Source organism: Salinivibrio sp. PR6, from assembly GCF_001995955.1.
Classification (GTDB): domain Bacteria; phylum Pseudomonadota; class Gammaproteobacteria; order Enterobacterales; family Vibrionaceae; genus Salinivibrio; species Salinivibrio siamensis.
The window spans coordinates 52620-75016 of the sequence record NZ_MUFA01000014.1; the positions used below are offsets into that span (position 1 = coordinate 52620).

The 22397-nt window shown below is 53.0% G+C and carries 23 protein-coding genes; 8 read left to right on the forward strand and 15 right to left on the reverse strand.

What is annotated here, in order from left to right; all coding sequences use genetic code 11:
• Positions 1-8: 8 nt before the first annotated feature.
• Genes ilvE through ilvG form a run of 3 tightly spaced genes read right to left on the reverse strand, consistent with a single transcriptional unit; the run spans position 9 to position 2869 of the window.
• Complete coding sequence (ilvE, locus tag BZG72_RS12095) at positions 9-950, reverse strand: branched-chain-amino-acid transaminase (RefSeq protein WP_077579380.1); 942 nt, start codon at positions 948-950, stop codon at positions 9-11.
• Between the two features lie 18 nt (positions 951-968).
• Positions 969-1226: an acetolactate synthase 2 small subunit gene (gene ilvM, locus BZG72_RS12100; RefSeq protein WP_046074872.1), complete on the reverse strand. Its 258-nt coding sequence runs from the start codon at positions 1224-1226 to the stop codon at positions 969-971.
• The gene (gene ilvG, locus BZG72_RS12105) at positions 1223-2869 is read right to left on the reverse strand and encodes an acetolactate synthase 2 catalytic subunit (RefSeq protein ID WP_077666888.1); all 1647 of its coding nucleotides are present in this window, start codon (positions 2867-2869) and stop codon (positions 1223-1225) included. The genes ilvM and ilvG overlap by 4 nt, the downstream gene beginning before the upstream one ends.
• A 489-nt stretch (positions 2870-3358) precedes the next feature.
• Here ilvG and BZG72_RS12110 point away from each other — a divergent pair, with 489 nt between their 5' ends.
• Complete coding sequence (locus tag BZG72_RS12110) at positions 3359-4882, forward strand: YifB family Mg chelatase-like AAA ATPase (protein WP_046074874.1); 1524 nt, start codon at positions 3359-3361, stop codon at positions 4880-4882.
• On the opposite strand, the gene BZG72_RS12115 is transcribed toward BZG72_RS12110, so the two are convergent.
• The 9 genes from BZG72_RS12115 to def all read right to left on the reverse strand — a co-directional run bounded on the left by BZG72_RS12115 (position 4883) and on the right by def (position 14067).
• Positions 4883-5452: a thiol:disulfide interchange protein DsbA/DsbL gene (locus tag BZG72_RS12115; RefSeq protein WP_077666898.1), complete on the reverse strand. Its 570-nt coding sequence runs from the start codon at positions 5450-5452 to the stop codon at positions 4883-4885.
• A gap of 170 nt (positions 5453-5622) precedes the next feature.
• Positions 5623-6603, reverse strand: a complete 981-nt coding sequence (locus tag BZG72_RS12120; protein ID WP_077666889.1) for a serine/threonine protein kinase — start codon at positions 6601-6603, stop codon at positions 5623-5625.
• An 86-nt stretch (positions 6604-6689) separates the two neighbouring features.
• Positions 6690-8117 carry a cytochrome c oxidase accessory protein CcoG gene (gene ccoG / locus BZG72_RS12125; RefSeq protein WP_046074876.1) on the reverse strand — a complete coding sequence of 476 codons (1428 nt, stop codon included), beginning with the start codon at positions 8115-8117 and terminating at the stop codon, positions 6690-6692.
• A gap of 175 nt (positions 8118-8292) precedes the next feature.
• Positions 8293-8571 (reverse strand): YihD family protein, encoded by a 279-nt coding sequence (locus tag BZG72_RS12130; RefSeq protein WP_046074877.1) that lies wholly within the window; start codon positions 8569-8571, stop codon positions 8293-8295.
• A gap of 94 nt (positions 8572-8665) precedes the next feature.
• Positions 8666-9697 (reverse strand): GGDEF domain-containing protein, encoded by a 1032-nt coding sequence (locus BZG72_RS12135; protein ID WP_046074878.1) that lies wholly within the window; start codon positions 9695-9697, stop codon positions 8666-8668.
• Between the two features lie 123 nt (positions 9698-9820).
• Complete coding sequence (gene trkA, locus BZG72_RS12140) at positions 9821-11197, reverse strand: Trk system potassium transporter TrkA (protein ID WP_046074879.1); 1377 nt, start codon at positions 11195-11197, stop codon at positions 9821-9823.
• An 18-nt stretch (positions 11198-11215) separates the two neighbouring features.
• Entirely contained in the window at positions 11216-12502 is a 1287-nt protein-coding gene (gene rsmB, locus BZG72_RS12145) for a 16S rRNA (cytosine(967)-C(5))-methyltransferase RsmB (RefSeq protein WP_077666890.1), read from the reverse strand.
• A gap of 100 nt (positions 12503-12602) precedes the next feature.
• Positions 12603-13547 (reverse strand): methionyl-tRNA formyltransferase, encoded by a 945-nt coding sequence (gene fmt / locus BZG72_RS12150; protein WP_077666891.1) that lies wholly within the window; start codon positions 13545-13547, stop codon positions 12603-12605.
• A 7-nt stretch (positions 13548-13554) separates the two neighbouring features.
• Positions 13555-14067, reverse strand: coding sequence for a peptide deformylase (gene def / locus BZG72_RS12155; protein ID WP_046074882.1), 513 nt, complete (start codon positions 14065-14067; stop codon positions 13555-13557).
• A gap of 117 nt (positions 14068-14184) precedes the next feature.
• On the opposite strand from def, the gene BZG72_RS12160 reads away from it, so the two are divergent.
• The 4 genes from BZG72_RS12160 to BZG72_RS12175 are packed head-to-tail and all read left to right on the forward strand — an operon-like array spanning position 14185 to position 17407.
• The gene (locus BZG72_RS12160) at positions 14185-15246 is read left to right on the forward strand and encodes a LysM peptidoglycan-binding domain-containing protein (RefSeq protein ID WP_077666892.1); all 1062 of its coding nucleotides are present in this window, start codon (positions 14185-14187) and stop codon (positions 15244-15246) included.
• Positions 15206-16345, forward strand: coding sequence for a DNA-processing protein DprA (gene dprA / locus BZG72_RS12165; protein WP_241832550.1), 1140 nt, complete (start codon positions 15206-15208; stop codon positions 16343-16345). The genes BZG72_RS12160 and dprA overlap by 41 nt, the downstream gene beginning before the upstream one ends.
• 2 nt (positions 16346-16347) lie before the next feature.
• Positions 16348-16821: a DUF494 family protein gene (locus tag BZG72_RS12170; RefSeq protein WP_046074885.1), complete on the forward strand. Its 474-nt coding sequence runs from the start codon at positions 16348-16350 to the stop codon at positions 16819-16821.
• A gap of 28 nt (positions 16822-16849) precedes the next feature.
• Positions 16850-17407, forward strand: a complete 558-nt coding sequence (locus BZG72_RS12175; RefSeq protein WP_077666894.1) for a DNA topoisomerase family protein — start codon at positions 16850-16852, stop codon at positions 17405-17407.
• Here the strand turns inward: BZG72_RS12175 and BZG72_RS12180 are convergent.
• A complete protein-coding gene (locus tag BZG72_RS12180) occupies positions 17404-18552 on the reverse strand; it encodes a 5-(carboxyamino)imidazole ribonucleotide synthase (protein WP_077666895.1) in 1149 nt (382 codons plus the stop codon). The genes BZG72_RS12175 and BZG72_RS12180 overlap by 4 nt on opposite strands.
• Before the next feature lie 4 nt (positions 18553-18556).
• Positions 18557-19039: a 5-(carboxyamino)imidazole ribonucleotide mutase gene (gene purE / locus BZG72_RS12185; RefSeq protein WP_069362358.1), complete on the reverse strand. Its 483-nt coding sequence runs from the start codon at positions 19037-19039 to the stop codon at positions 18557-18559.
• A 178-nt stretch (positions 19040-19217) separates the two neighbouring features.
• Between purE and hemF the strand changes: the two genes are divergently transcribed.
• From hemF to BZG72_RS12200, 3 genes are read left to right on the forward strand one after another with little or no spacing between them, the layout of a single operon-like run.
• Positions 19218-20135: an oxygen-dependent coproporphyrinogen oxidase gene (hemF, locus tag BZG72_RS12190; protein ID WP_077666896.1), complete on the forward strand. Its 918-nt coding sequence runs from the start codon at positions 19218-19220 to the stop codon at positions 20133-20135.
• Between the two features lie 3 nt (positions 20136-20138).
• Positions 20139-20963 carry a shikimate dehydrogenase gene (gene aroE / locus BZG72_RS12195; protein ID WP_077607332.1) on the forward strand — a complete coding sequence of 275 codons (825 nt, stop codon included), beginning with the start codon at positions 20139-20141 and terminating at the stop codon, positions 20961-20963.
• Complete coding sequence (locus tag BZG72_RS12200) at positions 20960-21220, forward strand: DUF1488 family protein (protein ID WP_077666897.1); 261 nt, start codon at positions 20960-20962, stop codon at positions 21218-21220. The genes aroE and BZG72_RS12200 overlap by 4 nt, the downstream gene beginning before the upstream one ends.
• Here BZG72_RS12200 and BZG72_RS12205 read toward each other — a convergent pair.
• Entirely contained in the window at positions 21217-21756 is a 540-nt protein-coding gene (locus tag BZG72_RS12205) for a gamma carbonic anhydrase family protein (protein WP_077607334.1), read from the reverse strand. The genes BZG72_RS12200 and BZG72_RS12205 overlap by 4 nt on opposite strands.
• Positions 21757-22397: the final 641 nt, after the last annotated feature.

Genomic DNA, 22397 nt, shown 5'->3' on the forward strand with positions numbered 1-22397 from the left:
CCTTTGCCTTATGCGCTCTGGTCTGGGTAAACCGGGTCAAGCCAGCCCCATTTGTCTTCGGTGGTACCATCAAACAAGCCAAAGAAGGCTTGCTGTAGTGAGGCGGTGATCGGGCCACGTTGACCTTCACCGACGGTGATCTGATCGACGCTACGCACAGGCACAATTTCTGCCGCGGTACCGGTCATAAAGACTTCATCGGCCAGGTACAGTGCTTCACGCGCAATCGGCTCTTCGCAAATGGTGAGTCCTTTCTCTTTCGCCAGCGTGATGATGGCGTCACGCGTGAGCCCCGGTAAAATGGCGCTGGTAGCCGGGGGGGTGCTAATCACGCCGTTTTTAATAATAAAGAGGTTTTCACCGGCCCCTTCGGACAGGTAGCCGCGGACATCCAAGGCAATGCCTTCGGCATAGCCATGACGACGGGCTTCACCACCTACCAACAGAGAAGATAAGTAGTTCCCGCCGGCTTTGGCCGCAGTCGGAATGGTATTGGGTGCCGCTCGGTTCCAGCTCGACACCATGGCATCCACCCCTTGGGCGAGCGCTTCTTCCCCTAAGTAGCTCCCCCAGCTAAAGGCGGCGATGATGATATCCATTTGTGTATCAGGTGGCGGGCAGACCCCTAAGCCTACATTGCCCACAAAGCCAAGCGGGCGAATGTAGGCAGAGCGTAGCTGATTGACGCGCAAAGTTTCACGGCACGCTTCCATGAGTGCATCGACGCTGTAGGGGATCGGAAAACGGTAAATTTTGGCAGAATCTTTTAAGCGCTGCATGTGCTCGCGATGGCGAAACACCACTGGGCCGTTCGGTGTGTCATAGCAGCGGATCCCTTCAAACACTGAGGTGCCGTAGTGCATGGCGTGCGTGAGTACGTGCACGGTGGCATCCTGCCAAGCGATCATTTCACCGTTAGACCAAATGTAATCAGCGGTATTTGTCGACATTCTTTTCTTCCTTTTTGGTTATGCGCGTAGGGATTGTTGCTGGGATGAGGACATCATGACCTCAGCCACATCCCATAGCTTAGTCAGTTGTGGTCGCAAGGTCTCGATCGCTCTTTGGCTTTCGACGGTGACATCAAAAATGACGTGGCCGTTGTCCGCGGGCAAAGACATGTTGAACTGGCAAACCGTAAAACCGCGATGACGGATCACACGCAAAACACGCTCGAGCAGTTCAGGGCTGTGGGTCGCATGAATAGAAAACTGGTGTTGCATCATAAGTCTTGCTCCATCATTTGTTGGTTTGCCGCGCCGGGTGGTACCAGCGGCCATACATTTTCCATTTCATCAATGGCAACATGCAGCAAATAAGGACCTTGATGTGTCATCAAGGTGTTGAGTGCGTCCTCGACCTCATCTTTACGCTGGATACTGTGCCCAGGAATATCAAAGGCGCGCGCCAGGGTGAGAAAATCCGGGTTATCAGACAGGTCGGTTTCACTATAGCGTTGCTCGAAAAACAATTGTTGCCATTGACGCACCATGCCCAAACGCTGGTTATCTAGCAGGATGATTTTTACCCCGATGCCGCGACGCTTGAGCGTACCGAGCTCTTGGACGTTCATCATGAATGAGCCATCTCCGGACACGAGTACCACTTCATCCTCGGGACGAGCTACTTTGGCGCCCATTGCGGCAGGCAAGCCAAATCCCATGGTGCCTAGCCCCGCCGAGGTCAGCAGATTCTCGGGTTGAGAGGGACGAACATGTTGCGCGACCCACATTTGATGTTGGCCCACATCGGTGGCAACGACTGTGCTTGCGGGCATGCTATCGGACAAGCTTTTGAGCAAGGCGGGTGCATAGATGGCCTCGCCAGGGTGGTCGTAGCGCCACGCGTGCGAGGTCTGCCATTCGGTAATTTGTTCCCGCCATGCCGGTGACGTGTCAGGGCATGCGAGTGCAGGGAGTACTTGATTGAGAGGGGCGCAAACCGGTGCTTGCGCGCGGCGCAGTTTGTTGATTTCGGCCGCATCAATATCAAGGTGCACCACGTTGGCATGAGGGGCGAAGGTATCGAGCTTGCCGGTCACCCGGTCATCGAAACGTGCGCCAACCACAATCAGTAAGTCGGACGCCTGCACCGCGAGGTTCGCCGCTTTGGTGCCATGCATACCGAGCATCCCAAGGTAATGCGGATAGTTTGATTCAACCGTGCCCAAGCCTTTTAGTGTGCTGACCACTGGGAGCTGACTGCGTGCCAAGTAATCGCGTAACGCCTCGGTGGCTTTTCCTAATACCACACCGCCACCGAGGTAAACCATAGGGCGCTCACTGGTAAGAATAAGCGCATTGGCCTTTTCGAGTGCTTGGCTATCGACAGGGGCAGTATGTGAAACATGAACCTGAGCCTCAGTGTTTGGGATCAGTGCTTGTTGCACATCTTTAGCGATATCCACCAATACCGGGCCAGGACGGCCTGATTGTGCTATTTCGAATGCCTGCGCTAAAGTCGTCGTAAGCTCGGCCGGATCGGTGACCAGAAAACTGTGTTTGGTGCAGGCGAGAGATAAGCCGAGGACATCAATCTCTTGGAACGCATCCGTCCCTATTAGTGGGCTGGCGACCTGGCCGGTGATCGCGACTACGGGCACCGAGTCCATCATCGCATCGGCAAGCCCGGTGACTAAGTTAGTGGCGCCCGGTCCCGATGTCGCGAGGCAGACGCCAGGACGGCCACTGGCGCGGGCATACCCGATGGCGGCCATCGCTGCCCCTTGTTCGTGGCGACATAAAATATGTTCAACCCCACCATCATAGAGGGCATCATACACAGGCATGATGGCGCCGCCTGGATACCCAAATACGGTTTCAACGCCTTGCTTACGTAAGGCTTCCACAACCCATTGTGCACCTGTCATCCTTGTCCCTCCCCGTATGAACGGGGAGGGCAGGCGGGCGAATGATCTGTCTCTGCGCTCTCCATCATTGTTGCTTCCGTTGTCGCGTGGCGTCGCCACATGAATGAAAAAAGCCCCCGAACCTGTTGGTTGCGGGGGCTTGGTTGCGATGTTGCTGCTGTGTTTCGCGTACCTAAACCCCTCGCGGAATAATGACCACGATGAGGCGAATAATTAGGACGATAGCGAAGTTAAGCATTTGTCTGTCTTTTCTTGTCGTTAGCCCATTTTATGGGCTTTTTGTTAATTGTGTTTTTGTTTACGCCTGCTTGTTACAGGTCAGTCACGAACCCGATCTGTCGCCGAGTCTCGTGTTTAATTGTTGTGCATTTGTAGTGGTATCACAGACCTCACTCGCATGACAAGAAAAAAATACTCTTAATCATAAATTGGCTCTGCACTATAAGAGTCGGGTTTCATAGTGGTTAACAAGGGTAACGCGGAGAGAAAATGGCATTAGCGATAGTGCACAGTCGAGCCTGTGTGGGCGTGCAAGCACCGAATGTGACTGTAGAAGTACACATATCTAACGGTTTACCTGGGTTTGCGCTGGTGGGGCTGCCTGAAACCACGGTGAAAGAAGCGCGGGACAGGGTGAGAAGTGCAATTGTGACGTCGAACTTTGAGTTCCCATCACGCCGGATCACCGTTAACCTTGCACCGGCTGACTTACCCAAAGAAGGTGGACGGTTTGATTTGCCGATAGCGCTCGGGATCTTGGTTGCATCTGGGCAGCTGCCGGAAAAGCGGCTCAACGAATTCGAGTTTTTGGGGGAGTTGGCTTTGTCCGGACAGCTACGGCCGGTTAAAGGGGCCTTGCCCGCCGCGCTTGCCTGTCAAAAAGCGCAGCGCGCACTGGTGGTGCCAGATGATAACGCCAGCCAGGTGGCATTGGTGGATAATGAGCGCCATGTGTCAGCGCCTGATCTGATTGCGGTGGCGCAGCACCTCATTGGTCAACAAAATCTCGGTTTGAATGCGACACAGGTAGAAGCCCCCGAACCTCCCTCAACACGGTGTTTGCGTGACATTATTGGCCAACAACAAGGAAAACGCGCGCTAGAGATCGCCGCCAGTGGTTCACATAATCTGCTTTTTGTTGGCCCGCCCGGAACCGGAAAAACCATGCTAGCCTCGCGGTTGTGTGATTTGCTCCCGCCTATGAATGATGAAGAGGCATTAGCATCAGCCGCGGTCACGTCGTTGACCCAGCAACCTTTGCATGAAGGAAACTGGCGTCGGCGCCCGTTTCGTAGTCCACACCACTCAAGCTCGATGGCGGCATTGGTTGGGGGTGGCACCGTTCCGCGCCCGGGAGAGATCTCTTTGTCTCACCATGGGGTGCTGTTTCTCGATGAGATGCCAGAGTTCGAGCGCCGGGTGCTTGATGCCCTGCGTGAGCCGCTAGAGTCGGGGGAGATTATTATCTCCCGCGCCAATGGCAAAACCCGCTTTCCCGCACGCTTTCAGCTGATAGGCGCATTAAACCCCAGCCCCACAGGCCATCATGAAGGAGAGCTCGCGCGCTCAAACCCACAGCAAATCTTGCGCTATCTAGCCCGTTTGTCTGGGCCATTATTGGACAGGTTTGATATGTCGATTGATATTCCGGCACTGCCAAGAGGGAGCCTCTCCAGTGGTGGTGAGCGCGGTGAGTCAACGGTCGTGGTAAAAGCCCGAGTTGAAGCGGCGCGAGCCAGGATGTTGGCGCGTCAAGGTAAGGTTAATGCGTTGCTGAGCAATCGAGAAATGGAACAACATTGCCAACTGGCTCAAACCGATGCCGCTTTTTTAGAACAAGCCCTGCATCGTTTGGGACTGTCTGTGCGGGCATACCATAGGATCATTAAAGTGGCGAGAACCATTGCCGATTTGGCCGATGTTGACACCATCCAGCGTCCTCACCTTGCTGAGGCGCTGGGGTATCGGGCGATGGATGGCTTATTACGCCACCTCAACGCCCAAGTCAGCTAATTACTTTTGGGTAAGCAAGAAGTTGATCAACTGAAAGTATTCTTCGGGGGTTTCCACGGTTTTCGGTGTGACATGATACTTGCCATTGACGACCACGGCAGGCACGCCGCGCAGGCCCGCTTTTTCGAACGATTGGTCAAAGCGCTTCGCCATTGAGTTGGCAGCAAAGCTGTTGTAAGCACCATCAAACTCTTGGCCATCAATGCCGTTATCAACGAACAGTTGGCGCACCTCGGCCAATGATTTGGGTGGGTTTTGCGCCACGTGAATGCGATCGAACATCACTGGAATAATGGTGTCTTGTGCATTCAGTACCACGGCGGTTGCGTATGCACGGGTTAGGACACTGCCCATATCCCCGCCCATAAAGGAGACGTGATTTTTCACCACTTTGGCGTTGTCAGGCACCTGCTGTTTGAACTGTTGAACCAGTGGCTCAAATTGATAGCAGTGAGGACAGTAGAAGGAGAAAAACTCAGTGACTGTGGGCGTATCCGTCGCTGGCGTGTCCAGCACTTGGTAGTCTTCCCCCGCCTTAAAGCGTCCCGGCTTAGCGTCAGCCACTTCCATAGGCGCGGTGGATTCAGACTGCGTTTGTGTAGACTCTGCCGTTTGCGTGGTTTGTGATGACGTTTGTGTCACGCTCTCAGGCTCAGAGCAGGCGGTTAAGCCGAGGATGAGTAGCACAGGAAACAGTTTCTTTAACATGATTGAATGACTCTCCGTTATCGATTGAGCGCTTACGGGTACAGCGTAAGCGGTGGCGCTTCTAAGGTGGCAAGTTGTTCTTTAAATGCAAGTACCTGACCTTCCCAGTATTTTGCATCAGCAAACCAAGGGAATGCACGTGGAAATGCCGGGTCTTGCCAGCGTTTTGCTAGCCACGCCATATAGTGCACCATTCTCAGACCACGCAACGGCTCGATCAGTTGCAATTGATCGGCGGGAATTTCACGAAATTCGCGATAACCTTCTGCCAAGGTATCGAGTTGGGCGAGCTGATCGGCACGACTGCCGTTTAAAAACAGCCACAAGTCTTGAATCGCAGGGCCGTTACGCGTGTCGTCAAAATCCACAAACAGCGGACCGTCGCGCCACAGAATGTTGCTGGGGTGGCAGTCGCCGTGCAAGCGGATCGCCGGCCAATTTGTATGCCAGCGTGCGGCAATGGCGTCAATTAAGCGGTCAAGATCAGAGAAAAAGGTTGCCTGAATGCCTTCTGGGATCAGATTTGCCTCATTTAACACCTGACGAGGTTGATAAAGATGACTGTCGAGATCAAACTTTGCCCGTTGTTGGAAGGGGGTCGCCGCGCCCACTTGGTGTAGGCGGCCGAGGTAACGGCCGACCGCCTCAAGTTGATCCCAATTATCCACTTCAAAACCCCGGCCGCCGACACTGGGAAATAACGCAAAGCGAAACCCCTCGGCGGTAAACAGGCTTGTACCGTCGCGGTAGATTGGGGCTACCACGGGAATATCGGCCTGGGCGAGCTCATGACAGAATGCGTGCTCTTCGAGAATTTGCGCGTTAGACCATCGCCCGGGACGGTAAAACTTCACCACATAGCGCTGGCCATCATCAGCGACAAATTGGGCAACACGGTTTTCATAGCTGTTCAGCGCAAGCAAGCCTGATTGAGGATAGATCCCCACCGACTCAATCGCATTTAACTGAACATCTGGCGTTAGTGTATGAAAGTCAAAGCCATGGTCAGTCATGAGCATTCCGTTTGTGTGGCAAAACGCCATGGTAACAAATAAAAAGGGCGCTGCCTGCGCCCTTTCATTGTGGATTAAAATGACGATTAGAGGTCCGTGATAAACCGACTCTCTGCCGTGACCACTTTTTGCTCCTCACCCGACTCACGTTCCATCACAAAAGTGATGTCAGCGATACGCTGTTCCATCTCATAGGTATCAACGGCGAGGCTGATGGGTAATGAGAACACTTCCCCTGCTTGGACATTGACCGTTTGCGGGCCATGCCATTCCACATCGTTCAGCCCATTCACCGACAGTTGGTACGTCTCATCCGATTGGGTTTTATTGAGGATTTTTAAGGTATAAGTGTTTTCCACCAACCCTTGGTTATTGATGCGATAAAGCTGGTTTCGGTCTCGAATCACATCCAGCTCCATGGGCATCACTGACATCGCTAAGTAGATGAACATCGCGGTGACGATGGTCATGACGACCCCGTAGCCAAGGAGCTTAGGTCGCATCACGGCGGTTTTCTTGCCTTCTAGTTTGTGCTCGGTGGTGTAGCTAATCAGTCCACGCTCATAGCCCATCCTATCCATGGTTTCATCGCAAGCATCGATACAGGCACCACAGTTGATACATTCGTATTGCAAGCCGTCACGAATATCGATGCCTGTTGGGCAGACCTGCACACACAAATTACAGTCAATGCAGTCACCGAGTCCCAACTCTTTCGGATCTTTTTTGCGAGGACGAGGGCCGCGTTTTTCGCCGCGCTTAGCATCATACCCGACAATGAAGGTGTCTTTGTCGAACATCGCCGACTGGAAGCGTGCGTAAGGGCACATATGAATACACATAATCGAGCGCATCCAGCCTGCATTGCCATAAGTACAAGCGGCAAAGAAGATCACCCAAAAACCGACCCAGAAGCTGGTATCAAAGGTGACTAAATCGATAGCTAACTCGCGCATTGGCACAAAGTAGCCAACGAAGGTCATCCCGGTAATCAAGGAGATCGCCCACCATGCCGCGTGTTTAGCGGTTTTGCGCGCGGCTAGCTCAGGCGTCAGTTTTAACGAGTCTTGCTTGCGGCGCTTGTTGGCGGCGCCTTCGAGTTTTTCTTCAAACCAAATAAATAAGAAGGTCCACACGGTTTGCGGGCATAAATACCCACACCACACGCGGCCAAGAAAGGTGGTGATAAAGAAAAGGCCAAATGCCGCGAGCATCAATAGTGCAGCCAGCAAGGTAAGGTCTTGTGGCCAGAGTGTGGTGCCAAAAAAGGTAAATTTCTGATTACCGATGTCGAGTAAGATGGCTTGGCGTCCTTGGTATGGGAGCCATGGAATGGCGAGGAACACCAGCATGAAAAACCAGCCCATATAGCGTCGCATACGCTGGTAATAGCCTTTTACCGCACGCACATAAATACGATTGCTTGGGTTGAAACGGTCGTCAGCCCCTTTGTGAGTTTTGGGGTTGTACTCTTTTGCAGTCACGTCTTTGACGTTGATTTTTTTATCGCTCATGACATTGGCTTTCCTTGGGGTACGGGTCCATGGTGCGTTGCCAGGCCCTGATTATCATTGTTGCCTGTGATTGTAGCGCAGCGAACTCCTTGAATACGCTACCAGAGTCATAGTTTGCAACATAGCCACAAACTCAATGAAATCTAGCTATAACAGACGATTAGCCAGACTGCTTTCACGACGATTGCTGAGGCGGGATCCCGCGTGCGCGCAAAATCGCGGCTTTAAAATCGTCTTCACAATCTTTGGCTAGCCCAGGAATGGGGGCATCAGTATCTTCTAGTCGCATCTTAAGCTGATAGATCAAGGTATCGTCTGACAGTGTGGTGATATCCTGACCATGACCGGCTTCATCAGCGATCTGGATGAGCATTTGCATCAGAGAACAGTCAGGGGTTTTTTGCCAAGATTGATTGAGTAGGTCGAGCAGCTCATTGATACGGTGGCATTGCATATGGGCGTCCTCAGTGTGGCACGTAAAAAATGCCATTGTGCCCGACCACACTGAAGTGAAACTTAGCCAGGATCAATTTCCGCTCAGGTGGTGATTAATTAATCGGCATCACGCGATTACGGCCTAGGTTTTTAGCTTGATACAGGTGCTGATCGGCACGGTAAATCAGATCTGCGCCGCTCTCACCTTTATATTCGTCATACTCGGCGACGCCTATCGATACGGTAATGCTGTCTAGAGTGCGGCCACGACGCCGGTCTTTGATCACCATGCGGTCAATCGCCGCCCGCAATGTTTCAGCGGTGCGCTTGGCCGTGCTGAGGCGTTTTTGCGGCACCAGCAAGGCAAATTCTTCGCCCCCGTAGCGAAAGGCTTGTACGCCATCGCGACAGTAGTCGAGGATCCGTTTAGAAACTTGCTTTAAGGCAATGTCACCGAGCACATGGCCGTAGGTATCATTGAGGTGTTTGAAGTGGTCGAGATCGATCAGTACCAAGCAGAACGGCCAGGTTTGTGGGCTATCAATGTAGGCGGCGAGTTCGCGCTCGAAGGCGGCCCGGTTAAGCAAACCGGTTAGGCCATCATGAGTGGCTTGTTCGGTCATCTCAGCCAAATTTTGCTTTAATTGCGCAATCTCTTGCTGCGCGTCATTAAGCTGGTGTTTAAAGTAGCGGGTCGACTGAGTAAGCGCTTGCGAATCTTTGACCACGTTGCGAACCACGGCAATGGTCTCATCAATGGATAACCCTTCATTTTCGACCCGTGACAGCTGTTCAAAGGTGTTATCGAGAACCGAATGGAAAGCGTCAGTATCTTGGATAGTATCTGACATTGAGTGGCTCATCTCGGTCATCATCGATTCTAAGCTTTGCTTTAACGCATTGATGTCTCGGCTATGCTTATCGGCCATGTGTTTTTGGTAAAGCATGTCGCTTTGCAGCGGACTACAGGTACCGTGCTCATCGACGGTGGCATCGACATCCGCATTGAGTTTGGCGTCGGTATTGGCGACATAGGTGTACCACAGGGCATAGTTGGTGGGCGTGGTGGGCACCTTGTATTTCATCATCAAAGGCACAGCTTTTTTGAGGAAGCTGGTAGATTGCTGAAACTTATCGTCCGACATGGCGTTCCTTTGTGTGTCATCGATACCGAGAGAACTTTTATTAGTGTATACCCAAAGTGATTGGAACGGCAGTAGACAGCGAAAAAGCGTGAGCCTGCAGGCAACAACGCCTGCAGGCGAGGATCATAGGAAGAAGGGACTGGGCTGGAACAGGCGTTCAACGTCAGGAATATATTTTTTGTTCACCAAGAACAAGACCACATGGTCATCTTGCTGGATCACGGTTTTATCGTGCGCAATTAACACTTCATCGCCGCGCACCACGGCACCGATGGTGGTACCGGGGGGCAGTTTTATCTCGCCGATGGCGCGCCCGACCACTTTGGATGTCGACGCATCCCCATGGGCGATGGCTTCAATCGCCTCAGCGGCGCCGCGTCGTAGTGACGAGACATTAACAATGTCTGCGCGGCGCACATGGGTGAGTAGCGCAGATATCGTCGCCTGTTGAGGGGAAATGGCAATATCAATCACCCCGCCTTGCACTAAGTCCACATAAGCGCCGCGCTGGATAAGCACCATGACTTTTTTCGCGCCAAGGCGTTTTGCCAACATGGCCGACATAATATTGGCTTCGTCTTCGTTGGTGACCGCGATAAACACATCAATCTGATCAATGTGCTCTTCACTGAGCAGTTCTTGATCAGAGGCATCGCCACAAAACACCGTGGTTTCTTCAAGTAACTCAGAAAGGTGCTCCGCACGGGAGGGGTTACGCTCAATCAACTTCACGCTGTATTGACGCTCCAACGCCATCGCGAGGCCGGCACCAATGTTGCCACCACCAACAATCATGATGCGTTTGTAGGGTTTTTCAAGGCGCTGTAATTCACTCATCACCGAGCGAATATGGTTACTCGCGGCGACGAAAAAGACTTCATCATCGGCTTCGATGATGGTGGTGCCTTGTGGACGAATGGGCCGGTCACGACGGAAAATAGCGGCGACACGGGTATCGACATGCGGCATATGCTCACGCAAGGCGGACAAGGCTTTACCGACCAAAGGTCCGCCGTAATACGCCTTAACCGCAACCAGACCGACCTTTTTGTCGGCAAAGCTGACCACCTGTAAGGCGCCTGGGTATTCAATTAGACGACGAATATAACGAGTGACCAGCTCTTCAGGGGCGATAAGATGGTCAACCGGACACGCGTCGCTGTTAAACAGTTGCTCTTTCACCGCCAAGTATTCAGGGCTGCGGATCCGAGCGACGCGGTTTGGTGTATTAAAACGTGTATACGCGACCTGACAGGCGATCATATTGGTTTCGTCTGAGTTGGTCACCGCGACCAGCATATCTGCATCTTGAGCGCCGGCTTCTTGCAGCGTGGTTGGGTGACTGGCAAACCCCTGTACCACGCGTAAGTCATACTTATCTTGTAGCTCACGCAGTCGTTCGGGGGCGCGGTCAACAATGGTGATATCATTGTTTTCCCCTACCAGGTTTTCTGCCAGGGTGCCGCCGACTTGTCCTGCACCCAAGATGATGATTTTCATGCTACTTTCACTCCCTGCCTAGTCGCACAAAGGCTTCTCTAGGCGTGCATAATAGAAACCGTCCATGTCGTCTTCGCCTGGCAAAATCTGGCGACCAGGCTGCGCTTGCGAGCCGGTGCGCAGTATCGCGGAAGGTTCACGGGCTAAAAAGGCACGGATTTGCTCGCGGTTCTCATCCGGTAACACTGAGCAGGTGGCGTAAACCAGCGTACCGCCTGGCGCCAATTGCTGCCACATTGTGTCTAAAATCTCTGCCTGTAACGTGACCAGAGCGTGAATGTCACTATCACGGCGTAGCCACTTAATGTCGGGATGACGCCGGATCACGCCTGTGGCTGAACAAGGGGCATCCAGTAATATACGATCAAATGCAGGCCCTTGATGCCAAGCGCTCGGCTCACGGGCATCCGCGTGTTTCACATCAGCATTCAGCCCTAACCGTGACAGGTTCTCTTTGATCCGGGATAAGCGGTTTTCATCGGCATCAATGGCCGTCACGATGGCATCAGGCTGGTGCTCAAGGATATGACACGTTTTCCCTCCTGGCGCGGCACAGCAGTCGAGAATATGTTCTGCAGACGCGGGTTGGAGGTAATCGACAGCTAGCTGCGCGGCGGCATCTTGTACCGACACCCAGCCCTGGTCAAAGCCGGGGAGGCGAGACACATCACACGGCGCGTCGAGTTTCAGAGCGTCCATGGCATCTGGATGGGCACTGGCACCAATACCGGCCTGTTGAAGCTGTGCTTGATAACTGTCTCGAGAATGGTGCTGGCGGTTGACGCGCAGCCACATCGGCGCTTTTTGATGATTTGCCGCCACAATGTCTTGCCAATTTGATGGATAGGCTGTCTGAAGGCGTTTGAGCAACCAGCCGGGATGGCAGTAATGACCAGCATCATGCGCTTGGCTGGCTTGGTCTAGCGCATCTTGATCGCGTTGATAATTGCGCAAAATGGCGTTAATCAATCCACGTAATTGTGGGCGCTTCAATGGCTTGGTGGCATTCACGGTTTCAGCCACGGCGGCATGGGCCGGGATGCGCATATAGCCTAATTGATACAACCCGACCAGAATGAGGTGATGAAAGACTCGTTGTTTGCCTTTCAGTGGCTTATCCATCAGGGCTTGCACGATATGCTCTAATCGCGGTAACCAGCGCAAGGTGCCATAGCAAATCTCTTGCAACAAAGCAGCATCACGCGGGGCGACCTTCTGTTGAGCGAGGGGGAGCTGCTGGGACAATGACTGGCCCTGATCAACCACTTGATACAGAACGCGGGCGGCCGCGGCTCTTACATTCATATGTTTACCTATTCAAAGGCCAAATTGGCATCAGACGATAGTGTGGGTCAGATTAAAAAAGGCCAGCGTACTGGCCTTCTTCTCACGTATCGGTGGCACGCTATAGTTGGGTGCCTGTTTCAAACCATTCACGACGTGCATTCAGTAGTTCATGCGCTTGCATGGCTTTTTTGCCCGGGGGTTGTAGTTGGGTCAGCTGGATCACGCCTTTTCCGGTCGCGACCTGAATGCCATGTTTGTCAGTGTTGATCACTGTGCCTGGCGCCGCGTCCACGTCGATATCTATTGCGTTAGCGCCCCACACCTTGATGTTTTGCTCACCTAAGGTGAAGTAGCTGACCGGGCGCGGGTTAAATGCCCGTACACAACGTTCGATAAACGCGGCGTCTTGATGCCAATCGATCTGCGCTTCTTGCTTACTGAGCTTTTCGGCATAGTTGGCTTTGGCATCGTTTTGTGGCTCAGCAAGAATAATGCCGTTAGCCATGTCATTAAGACAATCAATCAATGCCTGTGGACCCAGCTCCGCAAGGCGCAAATATAGGCTACCACTGGTTTCTTTCTCATCAATGGGCAAGGTCGCAATTTTAAGCATATCGCCCGTGTCGAGCCCTTCATCCATCTGCATGATGGTGACCCCCGTCTCATTGTCACCAGCCCATACTGCTCGTTCGATAGGAGCGGCGCCACGCCAACGTGGCAGAATGGAGCCATGCACATTAATACACCCTAACTTGGGGGTGTCCAATACGGGCTTGGGCAGAATCAGCCCGTAAGCGACCACGACCATCACGTCGGCGTTCAAGGCAGCCAGCTCCGCTTGTGCTTGTTCATCACGCAACGTGCGAGGCTGATACACGGGTAAGTCATGCTCAAGCGCAAGCTGTTTAACGGGGCTTGCCGTGAGCTTCTTGCCTCGGCCAGCGGGTTTATCTTCACGGCTATAAACCGCAATCACCTTATGCTCACTATCGAGCAGGGCTTGTAAATGGCGCGCGGCAAAATCCGGCGTGCCCGCAAATACTATACGCAGCGGTGTGCTCAAAGTGACCTCAGCTTGCTTTCTGGTTAGCGCGTTTGATTTTTTCCATCTTTTGCTTGATGCGCTGACGTTTCAGCGGCGATAGGTAGTCCACAAACAGCTTACCTTCTAAATGGTCAAGCTCATGCTGAATACAAATCGCTAGCAGGTCGTCGGCATCAAACTGGATAGCGTTGCCGTCGCGATCCAGCGCTTTTACGGTCACTTCTGCCGCACGCGGAACCAATGCGCGTGCACTGGGCACAGATAAGCATCCTTCTTCAATGCCATCTTCACCGCGCTTTTCGATGATTTCTGGATTGATAAGCACCATGGGCTGATCGCGGGTTTCGGAGACATCAATCACCACCATGCGTTGGTGAAAATCAACCTGAGTGGCCGCGAGACCAATACCGTCTTGGGCGTACATGGTTTCAATCATGTCATCAGCCATTTTCTGGATCTCAGGTGTGACAGCGTCCACCGGCTTGGCCACGGTGCGAAGGCGCTCATCTGGGAATGTTAATACGTTCAGTAAAGCCATAACGTCTCATAAAAATTGAACTGTGCCGAAAGCGGCACGGGGTAATTGGGTTAATTCTAGACATTTTGCCAGCCAATTGACAGCATCAGCATCATTCGTCGGGTGAGGAAGACATTGATGACAAGAAAGCTATTCAATCTCGCCGCCGCTGGGCTATTGGCTATCGCGCTACCAGTGCTGGCAGCCGGCCCTGCCGAGAGTCAGCGATACGTGGTTGAGCGGGGGGATACCCTGTGGGATATCGCCGCCACCTTTTTCGATAATCCTTGGCAATGGCGTGACGTATGGTACGCAAATCCGGCTATAAAGGATCCCAATCTTATTTATCCTGGCGATGTGCTCACCCTCACATGGCAAGCGGGGAAACCGGCCGTCAGCTACAAGCCTAGGCGAGCGATTGCAGCAAAGGGAGATGCACCCAAGACGTCAGCGCTTAGCAGTGTCGATCCTATGCTGCTGCCCTATTTACAACAGGATATGCTGGTCGAAAAGGCGCGTTTGGTGGCGCTGCCTCGTGTTCTTGGCTCTACAGATGGGCGTCAATATCTGTCAGTGCACGATACCCTGTATGTGGATGCGTCGCTGGGTGCCAAAAACTGGCAGGTTTTTCGGGTTGAGAAAACCTTTTTACGCCCTGCGACGTCAGAGGCTAGCGCCGAACCGATCGCTATGGTGAGCTTAAAACATGTGGCTGACGGACGTATCCGTGCGCGAAGTGAAGGGCGCAGTGTGATGACACTGACACGCGTGGTGCAGGAAGTACGGCCCAATGATGTCTTGTTACCTTTGCCCGAGAACACGCATGCGCGCTTTTGGCCCCAAGCGGCTCAAACCGACGCGAGGTTATTAGGGCATCTTTATGGCAGTGAGTATGTCGCGAATGGTCAGCTGGTGGTGCTCGATAAAGGTGCCAATGATGGCGTGACGACCGGGCAAATGTTTACTGTCACCGAAGGGGGGGCCAAGGTGTTAAATGACCCCGGTGAGTATCGCTATCAAAACGCGAATGAAAGCACGACACAATCCATCACACCCATGCCTGATGTGACGGTGGGACAAACCATGGTCGTTCGGGCTTATCCTTGGGTTAGCTTGGCGGTGATCACCCAAGCGCGTCAGCCGATCAAAGCCGGCATGCATGTGGTACCGCCATCTTCTCAACCGGCCTATGCACGATAAATCGCTGCGAGGATGGTTGACGCTGACTCAAGTGCCGCGGTTGCGCGTCCCGCAGCGGCGCGCGCTGTTAGCTAAAATGCCCATCGACGCATTGTGTGACCAAACCCATCATGAGCTTGCCGCGGTTGGCTTAACCGCTGAGCAATGTCAGGCCATTATGCACCCTAATCATGTCATGATTGAGCGTAGCCTTGAGTGGGCGAGGCAAGAGCATTGCCACCTGATTGGCTTTGACCATCCAGCTTATCCTGCACTACTCCGAGAAATCGCACGGCCGCCTTTGGTCTTGTATGTGCAAGGCGATCTGACTTGCTTGGCGATGCCTCAATTGGCGATGGTGGGCAGTCGACACGCGACACCGCAAGGGCTAGAAACGGCGTTTCAATTTGCCAAACAACTGGTTGAGCATGGCGTTGCGATCACCAGTGGGCTTGCGCTAGGTATCGATGGCCGGGCACACAAAGGCGCACTCGAGGGCGGCGGAAAAACCTTGGCGGTGCTGGGAAGCGGACTGGCCAATGTGTATCCCGCCCGGCATCGCGCATTGGCCAAGCGGATTGAAGCGCAGGGGGCGCTTGTTTCAGAGTTTTGGCCGGACGCCCCGCCAAGATCCGAACACTTTCCGCGCCGCAACCGGTTGATCAGTGGGTTGTCGGCAGGCGTATTAGTGGTAGAGGCCGCACCGCAAAGTGGGTCACTGATCACGGCACGTTATGCGCTAGAGCAAAACCGGAGTGTGTTTGCGATTCCCGGTCCCATAGACCAAGTCCAATCGCGAGGTTGCCACCAATTGATAAAACAAGGCGCCGTGTTAGTCGATTGTGTTGATGATATTATAAGTGATGTGGATAGCTTGGTTCAGTTTGCTGTGAGTCAGCAAAACGAATTATTTAGTGATGCACCCAAGTTAGATACGCACGAAGGATTGCCATTTTCTGCGCTGTTGGCTAACGTAGGGACTAACGCGACGTGTGTCGACGTACTGGCTGAGCGCTGCAACCAACCGGTTCACGAAATCATGATGCAGTTGTTAGACTTAGAACTCCAGGGGCTTGTAGCAGCAGTACCCGGTGGCTATGTCAGAACGAGGAGGGGCTAGCCATGATGGACATTCTTATGTACCTGTTCGAAACCTACATCCACAGCGATGTGGAAGTGATGATCGATCAGGACGAGTTAGCAGATGAATTGTCCCGCGCGGGTTTTCATCAAGACGATATATATAAAGCCCTGAACTGGCTTGAAAAGCTGGCACAGTTGCAAAATGCGGATAAACAGCCTTACCTATCAGGCAGTGCCCAAAGCTCGATTCGAATCTATACCGAGCAAGAAACACGCTTTATCGACCAAGAAAGCCGAGGCTTTCTCTTATTCTTAGAGCAAGCCGGGGTGCTTTCACCGGAAACGCGTGAAATGGTCATCGATCGGGTGATGGAACTTGAGACCCAAGAATTTGGTCTTGATGATCTAAAATGGGTTATTTTGATGGTGCTGTTTAACGTTCCTGGTAACGAACGTGCGTATACACAGATGGAAGAAATGCTGTACGACGCACAAGAGGGATACGTGCATTAACGCTTATCAATGACAGTAAAAGGTGTGAATGAGTAAAGATAACACCCCGAACACCCACGAGCGCTGCCCGGAATGTGGCAGCGCTCTTGCGTTTAAATCGGGCAAGCGAGGCCCGTTTCTGGCCTGTACGGCCTACCCAGAGTGCGACTATACCAAAGCGTTACATCATGGTGATGGCCACATAGTAAAAGCGCTTGGCGTGGCTTGTCCGGCGTGTCATCAGGGAGAATTGGTGTTACGCCAAGGTCGATTCGGTATGTTTATTGGCTGCGATCAGTTCCCGCAATGTACGCATATCGAAAAACCGGATGAACCCGATCATACTACCCTAACCTGTCCATCCTGCCACAAAGGTGAGCTGGTGGAGCGCACCTCGCGTTACGGTAAGCGCTTTTTTGCCTGTGACCAATACCCTAAGTGTCATTTTGCAGTAAATGCACAACCGATAGCCGGCACCTGCGAGCAATGTGGCTTTGCGCTGCTGGTGGAGCGTAAGAAAGGTGGCAAGACAGTACACCAATGTGCCGATAAGTCCTGCAGCGCGATTCAAGGTGAATCGGCTGCAGAATCGGAGAGCGAAGGCTAATCGGTTTGCGCGGCGAGAGCTAGTGCCGCCGATTTCAAACCGTGAAAAGCATCGTCGGGGAGGTAGCTGGCGAGACTGGCTAACTTGGTGGCAAGCGCCGCGTTCGATGTGGCCGTGACATTAATATGGCCCACTTTGCGCCCCGGACGAGGCGTTTTGTTGTACCAATGCACATGGGCATCACGATAGGTCGCAAGCGGGACACTGCCTTGGCCTAAGATATTGATCATCGCCGTCGGCTGGATTAACTCGGTCGGGCCGAGGGGTAAGCCGCTGACGGCGCGCAGGTGGTTTTCAAATTGGCAACACGCGCTACCTTGCTGTGTCCAGTGACCGGAGTTGTGCACCCGAGGTGCTATCTCGTTCACCAGCAAGCTGCCGTCTACATCAAAGAATTCCACCGCGAGTACCCCCACATAGTTCAGCGCGCTGGCAATCTTTTCTAACATGTCCGCGGCTTGTGTTTGCAAAGCATGCTCATCTGGGCGCACCACAGACAAGGTGAGTATCCCATCATGATGGTGGTTTTGGGTCAGGCTATAGCTGGCAAATTCACCATTCGCGCCACGCACACCAATCAGTGACACTTCTCTGTCAAAAGGGATCATGGCTTCGGCAATGATGGCTTGGCCATCGCGTTGCTCTGGCGCGCTAAGAAAGGCGTCGAGCTCTGCCCACAATGCGTGAAGATCATCGCCGTCACGATAGCGCCACTGTCCTTTGCCGTCATAGCCATCCAAGGTGCTTTTGAGTACTAAGGGCGCGCCCAGTGCGTCGACCGCCTTTTCTAAATCAGCCTGTGTATACACCACACGGTACGGTGCATTGGCGACACCTGCTTGCATCAGCAGCGCTTTCTCAATTTGGCGGTCACCACCGGTTAGAATCGCTTGGGCACTGGGGCGTAACTTCCCGCTTTGCTCGCAGTGATGCAAGATATCAGCGGGGATATGCTCAAATTCCGCGGTGATAATATCCGCGCCGGCGATGGCCGTATTGAGGCCGTGCCCCAGTGGTTGCAGCGTCAGTGGGTGAACAATGTCGCCACTACGCACATCATAGGCGCTGACGATAAGATTGAGCGGCGCGCCGGCCAAGGCCATCATCCGGGCCAGTTGTCCCGCGCCTAACACAAGAATATTCATGGCCTTACCCTTGTGGGTTGGGTTGAGCGAGAACGGCTTCAGTTTGCGCTTGGCGAAACGCATCCACTTTTGCCATCAAATCAGGGTCGGCCGTTGCGAGAATTTGTGCGGCAAGGAGGCCTGCATTCGCGGCGCCTGCGTCACCAATGGCGAGCGTGCCTACTGCCACGCCCTTGGGCATTTGAGCAATAGAAAGCAATGAGTCCATGCCCTTTAACGCTTTTGACTGGACCGGCACGCCGAGCACCGGCAGGCTGGTGTGTGCGGCGGTCATCCCAGGCAAATGGGCGGCCCCTCCAGCGCCGGCAATAATCACTTTAATCCCGCGCTCGGCCGCTTGTTGGGCGTAGTCGGCAAGTAACTGTGGTGTGCGATGGGCGGAGACAATACGGGTTTCGTAAGGGATGGCAAAATGATCCAACATAGCCGCTGCATGTGTCATGGTAGGCCAATCGGATTGCGAGCCCATGATGATACCGACAGTCATAATACGTCCTTCTTGATGACAAGCGTGAATAAGATAAGCTGAGCGTGGCGCGAATTATACCCAGATTTCACCGCAAGGAAAACGTTTGCGTCGGCGGTGGGGGATGAAATTCCGTCAAGATCCCACTGCGTGGATCAGGTAAAGTACGCATATAGTCTCAGTAACAAAGGATGTGAGCGTGGCACACGGTCAATCGACAATTGATAAGCAAGCCGTGAAGGCTTTTTTCCTCCAGCTCCAAGATGATATTTGCCAGCAGCTTGCGCAAGAAGATGGTCAAGCGCATTTTATTGAAGATGCGTGGGAGCGTGAGAAAGGGGGCGGTGGTCGCAGTCGCGTCCTGCGTCAGGGCCAAGTGTTTGAGCAAGCGGGAGTGAACTTCTCGCACGTATTTGGCGATCAAATGCCTGCCTCGGCGACCGCGCACCGTCCAGAGCTTGCCGGGCGCTGCTTTGAGGCCATGGGGGTGTCGTTGGTAATCCACCCTCACAACCCGTACGTGCCGACCTCGCATGCGAACGTGCGGTTTTTCATTGCTGAAAAGGAAGGCGCCGATCCTGTGTGGTGGTTTGGCGGTGGCTTTGACCTTACGCCTTTCTATCCGTTCGAGGAAGATTGCCAGCATTGGCATGAGACCGCCAAAGTCTTGTGCGCGCCCTTCGGTGATAGCGTGTACGCTGATCACAAGGCGTGGTGCGATCGCTATTTTTATCTGCCCCATCGCGATGAAACCCGTGGCGTCGGTGGGCTTTTCTTTGATGATTTGAACCAATGGCCATTCGAACAGTGCTTTGCCTATACCCAAGCGGTTGGAAAAGGCTTTATCGATGCCTACCTGCCGATTGTACAGCGCCGCAAAGCCACGCCTTATGGTGAGCGTGAGCGAGATTTCCAGCTTTATCGCCGCGGACGCTATGTCGAATTTAACTTGGTGTATGACAGAGGTACGCTATTTGGCTTACAAAGTGGTGGGCGTACCGAATCTATCCTGATGTCGATGCCGCCGATGGCACGTTGGGAATATAATTGGTCACCCGATGAAAACGCGCCGGAAGCGAGACTCTATCGCGACTATCTTAAACCGAGGGAGTGGTAACAGATGACCGATCGTTATTGTGTGGTCGGCCACCCGATTGGCCACAGTAAGTCGCCGCAGATCCACGCCGCATTTGCGACGCAAACCCAACAAGACATCGACTATCAAGCCATTGAGGCACCGCTCGAAGGCTTTGTGACCAGTATGCAGGCGTTTTTTGCGCAAGGAGGGCGCGGCGCCAATGTGACCGTGCCTTTTAAACAGCAAGCGTATGATTGGGTTGATACACTGACAGAGCGTGCCTGCCGCGCCGGTGCCGTGAATACGCTGGTTAAGCAAAGCGATGGTTCCCTACTGGGTGATAATACTGATGGGGCAGGTTTGGTGACTGACTTACACTACCATCATGTGGCACTGCGCGATAAGCGCATTATGGTTGTGGGAGCAGGCGGTGCAGCAAGGGGTGTGTTGCTTCCTTTACTGGAGCAAGAGCCAGCATTGCTGATGATAGTGAATCGCACCGAGCAAAAAGCCCAGCAATTAGCCGCTGCATTTGGTGAGGCCGGACCGATCGCCAGTCATGCCGTGGATAGCCCCATGGCGGCGCCGGTCGATGTGATCATTAACGCGACCTCGGCGAGTTTACATCAAAGCTATCCTCCTCTCCCTCATGGCGCGATTGGTCCAGCGACCACTGTCTATGACATGGTGTATCAAGCTGGCTGCACAACCAGCAACCAGTGGGCGCAACGCCAAGGAGCAGGGCGGTGTTTAGACGGCTTGGGCATGCTGGTGGAACAAGCGGCGGAAAGCTTTGCTATATGGCGCGGCTGTCGGCCACAAACCGAACGTGTGCGTGAGCAGTTAAGAGAGGCACTCAATCAATGAATCAATCGTTTATTCTGGCTGCGGACCAAGCGCAGGTCGACACGGCAAAGGCCCGTGTTTGTTTTTACGGCCAACTTAATGGTGCATTGTTACCATGCGCTGTCCGATTTACCACCTTATCCGCGCTCGCCGGCTGTGCGGTGGACACGGATAATGCGCAGGCGATTGTCGAACAGGTTTGGTTTGATATTGAAGAGCACATGGAAGCGGCCATCGAGTCAGAAGCGTTTGAAGCCGATGGCAGCTTGCTGATTTAGCACTCGCAGCGGTAGATGTCTTTGGTGTCGACATAGTTTTGCGCTGAGCGTGCAAAATAAGCACGCTCTTTGTCGGTAAGGGGGCGAACTTGTTTGACCGGTGAGCCGACATACAGATAGCCACTCTCTAAGCGTTTTCCGGGCGGGACTAAACTGCCAGCGCCAATCAGCACTTCATCTTCTATCACAGCGTCATCGAGAATAATCGTCCCCATTCCCACTAGGACTCGGTTGCCAATCCGACAGCCGTGTAACATGACTTTGTGGCCGATTGTCACTTCTTCGCCAATGATCAGCGGGTAACCTTGTGGGTTTTCGGCATTTTTGTGAGTAACATGAAGGACTGAGCCATCTTGAACATTGGTCCGAGCGCCAATCTGGATATGGTTCACGTCACCACGCGCTGCAACCAGCGGCCAAATACTCACATCATCGCCTAGCGTAATATCGCCAGCCAATACACTGGATTCATCAATATAGACGCGTTCGCCAAGCTGAGGCGTCATGCCTTTATAAGCGCGCAGCTGTTTTGCCATCACAAATCCCTCTTTTCTCTATTAACAGTGCTAAATAGCGGCGAGTTTGATACCAGTTTTACACCCTAGCGAGTAAAAAAACAGCGAGTGACAGTTTTTTTCTAAAAAACACCTAAAAAGGACTTGCCAACCTGATCAGCTTCTCTATAATGCGCCTCCATCGACACGGCACGCAGGGCAAGCGTTCAGCGGCCATGTCGGGGCAAAAAATCAAATAAAAATAAACGCTTGACGTGAGTTTTTAAAAGATTAAGATGGCCGGCCTACTTAACGCCAAGCGTTAGGGGAGTCAAAAAGAGGTTTTATTTCACCCGGCGGGTTGAAAATAAAAGATAAAATTTCTTCTTGACTTTAACGGCAAGGCGCGTAAGATACGCAGCCCTGACCAAGCGAAGCGCAGCTTCGCATCGTCAACGCTCTTTAACAATTTGACCTATGCAATCTGTGTGGGCACTCGTTGAGAATAGACAAAAAGATTTATTCGATGAACTGAGTGACCAAACGACAACTTTTACAGTTGTTCGGCACAGTCAATTCGTTTTTCTCTTYGGAGAGAAACAGTAATCAGTATTCATTGAGCTGAAACTTCGGTTTCGAAAAAACTTAAATTGAAGAGTTTGATCATGGCTCAGATTGAACGC

Bases quoted from the DNA above. Each gene is read 5' to 3' on its own strand.
- BZG72_RS12180 (WP_077666895.1), bottom strand. From the start codon at position 18,552: ATGAATATTCTTGTGTTAGGCGCGGGACAACTGGCCCGGATGATGGCC.
- ilvE (WP_077579380.1), bottom strand. From the start codon at position 950: ATGTCGACAAATACCGCTGATTACATTTGGTCTAACGGTGAAATGATC.
- BZG72_RS12115 (WP_077666898.1), bottom strand. From the start codon at position 5,452: ATGGAAGTGGCTGACGCTAAGCCGGGACGCTTTAAGGCGGGGGAAGAC.
- BZG72_RS12170 (WP_046074885.1), top strand. From the start codon at position 16,348: ATGATGGACATTCTTATGTACCTGTTCGAAACCTACATCCACAGCGAT.
- BZG72_RS12175 (WP_077666894.1), top strand. From the start codon at position 16,850: ATGAGTAAAGATAACACCCCGAACACCCACGAGCGCTGCCCGGAATGT.
- BZG72_RS12205 (WP_077607334.1), bottom strand. From the start codon at position 21,756: ATGGCAAAACAGCTGCGCGCTTATAAAGGCATGACGCCTCAGCTTGGC.
- BZG72_RS12130 (WP_046074877.1), bottom strand. From the start codon at position 8,571: ATGCAATGCCACCGTATCAATGAGCTGCTCGACCTACTCAATCAATCT.
- rsmB (WP_077666890.1), bottom strand. From the start codon at position 12,502: ATGAATGTAAGAGCCGCGGCCGCCCGCGTTCTGTATCAAGTGGTTGAT.
- ccoG (WP_046074876.1), bottom strand. From the start codon at position 8,117: ATGAGCGATAAAAAAATCAACGTCAAAGACGTGACTGCAAAAGAGTAC.
- ilvG (WP_077666888.1), bottom strand. From the start codon at position 2,869: ATGACAGGTGCACAATGGGTTGTGGAAGCCTTACGTAAGCAAGGCGTT.
- BZG72_RS12120 (WP_077666889.1), bottom strand. From the start codon at position 6,603: ATGACTGACCATGGCTTTGACTTTCATACACTAACGCCAGATGTTCAG.
- ilvM (WP_046074872.1), bottom strand. From the start codon at position 1,226: ATGATGCAACACCAGTTTTCTATTCATGCGACCCACAGCCCTGAACTG.
- def (WP_046074882.1), bottom strand. From the start codon at position 14,067: ATGGCTTTACTGAACGTATTAACATTCCCAGATGAGCGCCTTCGCACC.
- BZG72_RS12135 (WP_046074878.1), bottom strand. From the start codon at position 9,697: ATGTCGGACGATAAGTTTCAGCAATCTACCAGCTTCCTCAAAAAAGCT.
- purE (WP_069362358.1), bottom strand. From the start codon at position 19,039: ATGACTGTCGGTATCATCATGGGCTCGCAATCCGATTGGCCTACCATG.
- BZG72_RS12110 (WP_046074874.1), top strand. From the start codon at position 3,359: ATGGCATTAGCGATAGTGCACAGTCGAGCCTGTGTGGGCGTGCAAGCA.
- BZG72_RS12160 (WP_077666892.1), top strand. From the start codon at position 14,185: ATGACAAGAAAGCTATTCAATCTCGCCGCCGCTGGGCTATTGGCTATC.
- dprA (WP_241832550.1), top strand. From the start codon at position 15,206: ATGTGGTACCGCCATCTTCTCAACCGGCCTATGCACGATAAATCGCTG.
- BZG72_RS12200 (WP_077666897.1), top strand. From the start codon at position 20,960: ATGAATCAATCGTTTATTCTGGCTGCGGACCAAGCGCAGGTCGACACG.
- trkA (WP_046074879.1), bottom strand. From the start codon at position 11,197: ATGAAAATCATCATCTTGGGTGCAGGACAAGTCGGCGGCACCCTGGCA.
- aroE (WP_077607332.1), top strand. From the start codon at position 20,139: ATGACCGATCGTTATTGTGTGGTCGGCCACCCGATTGGCCACAGTAAG.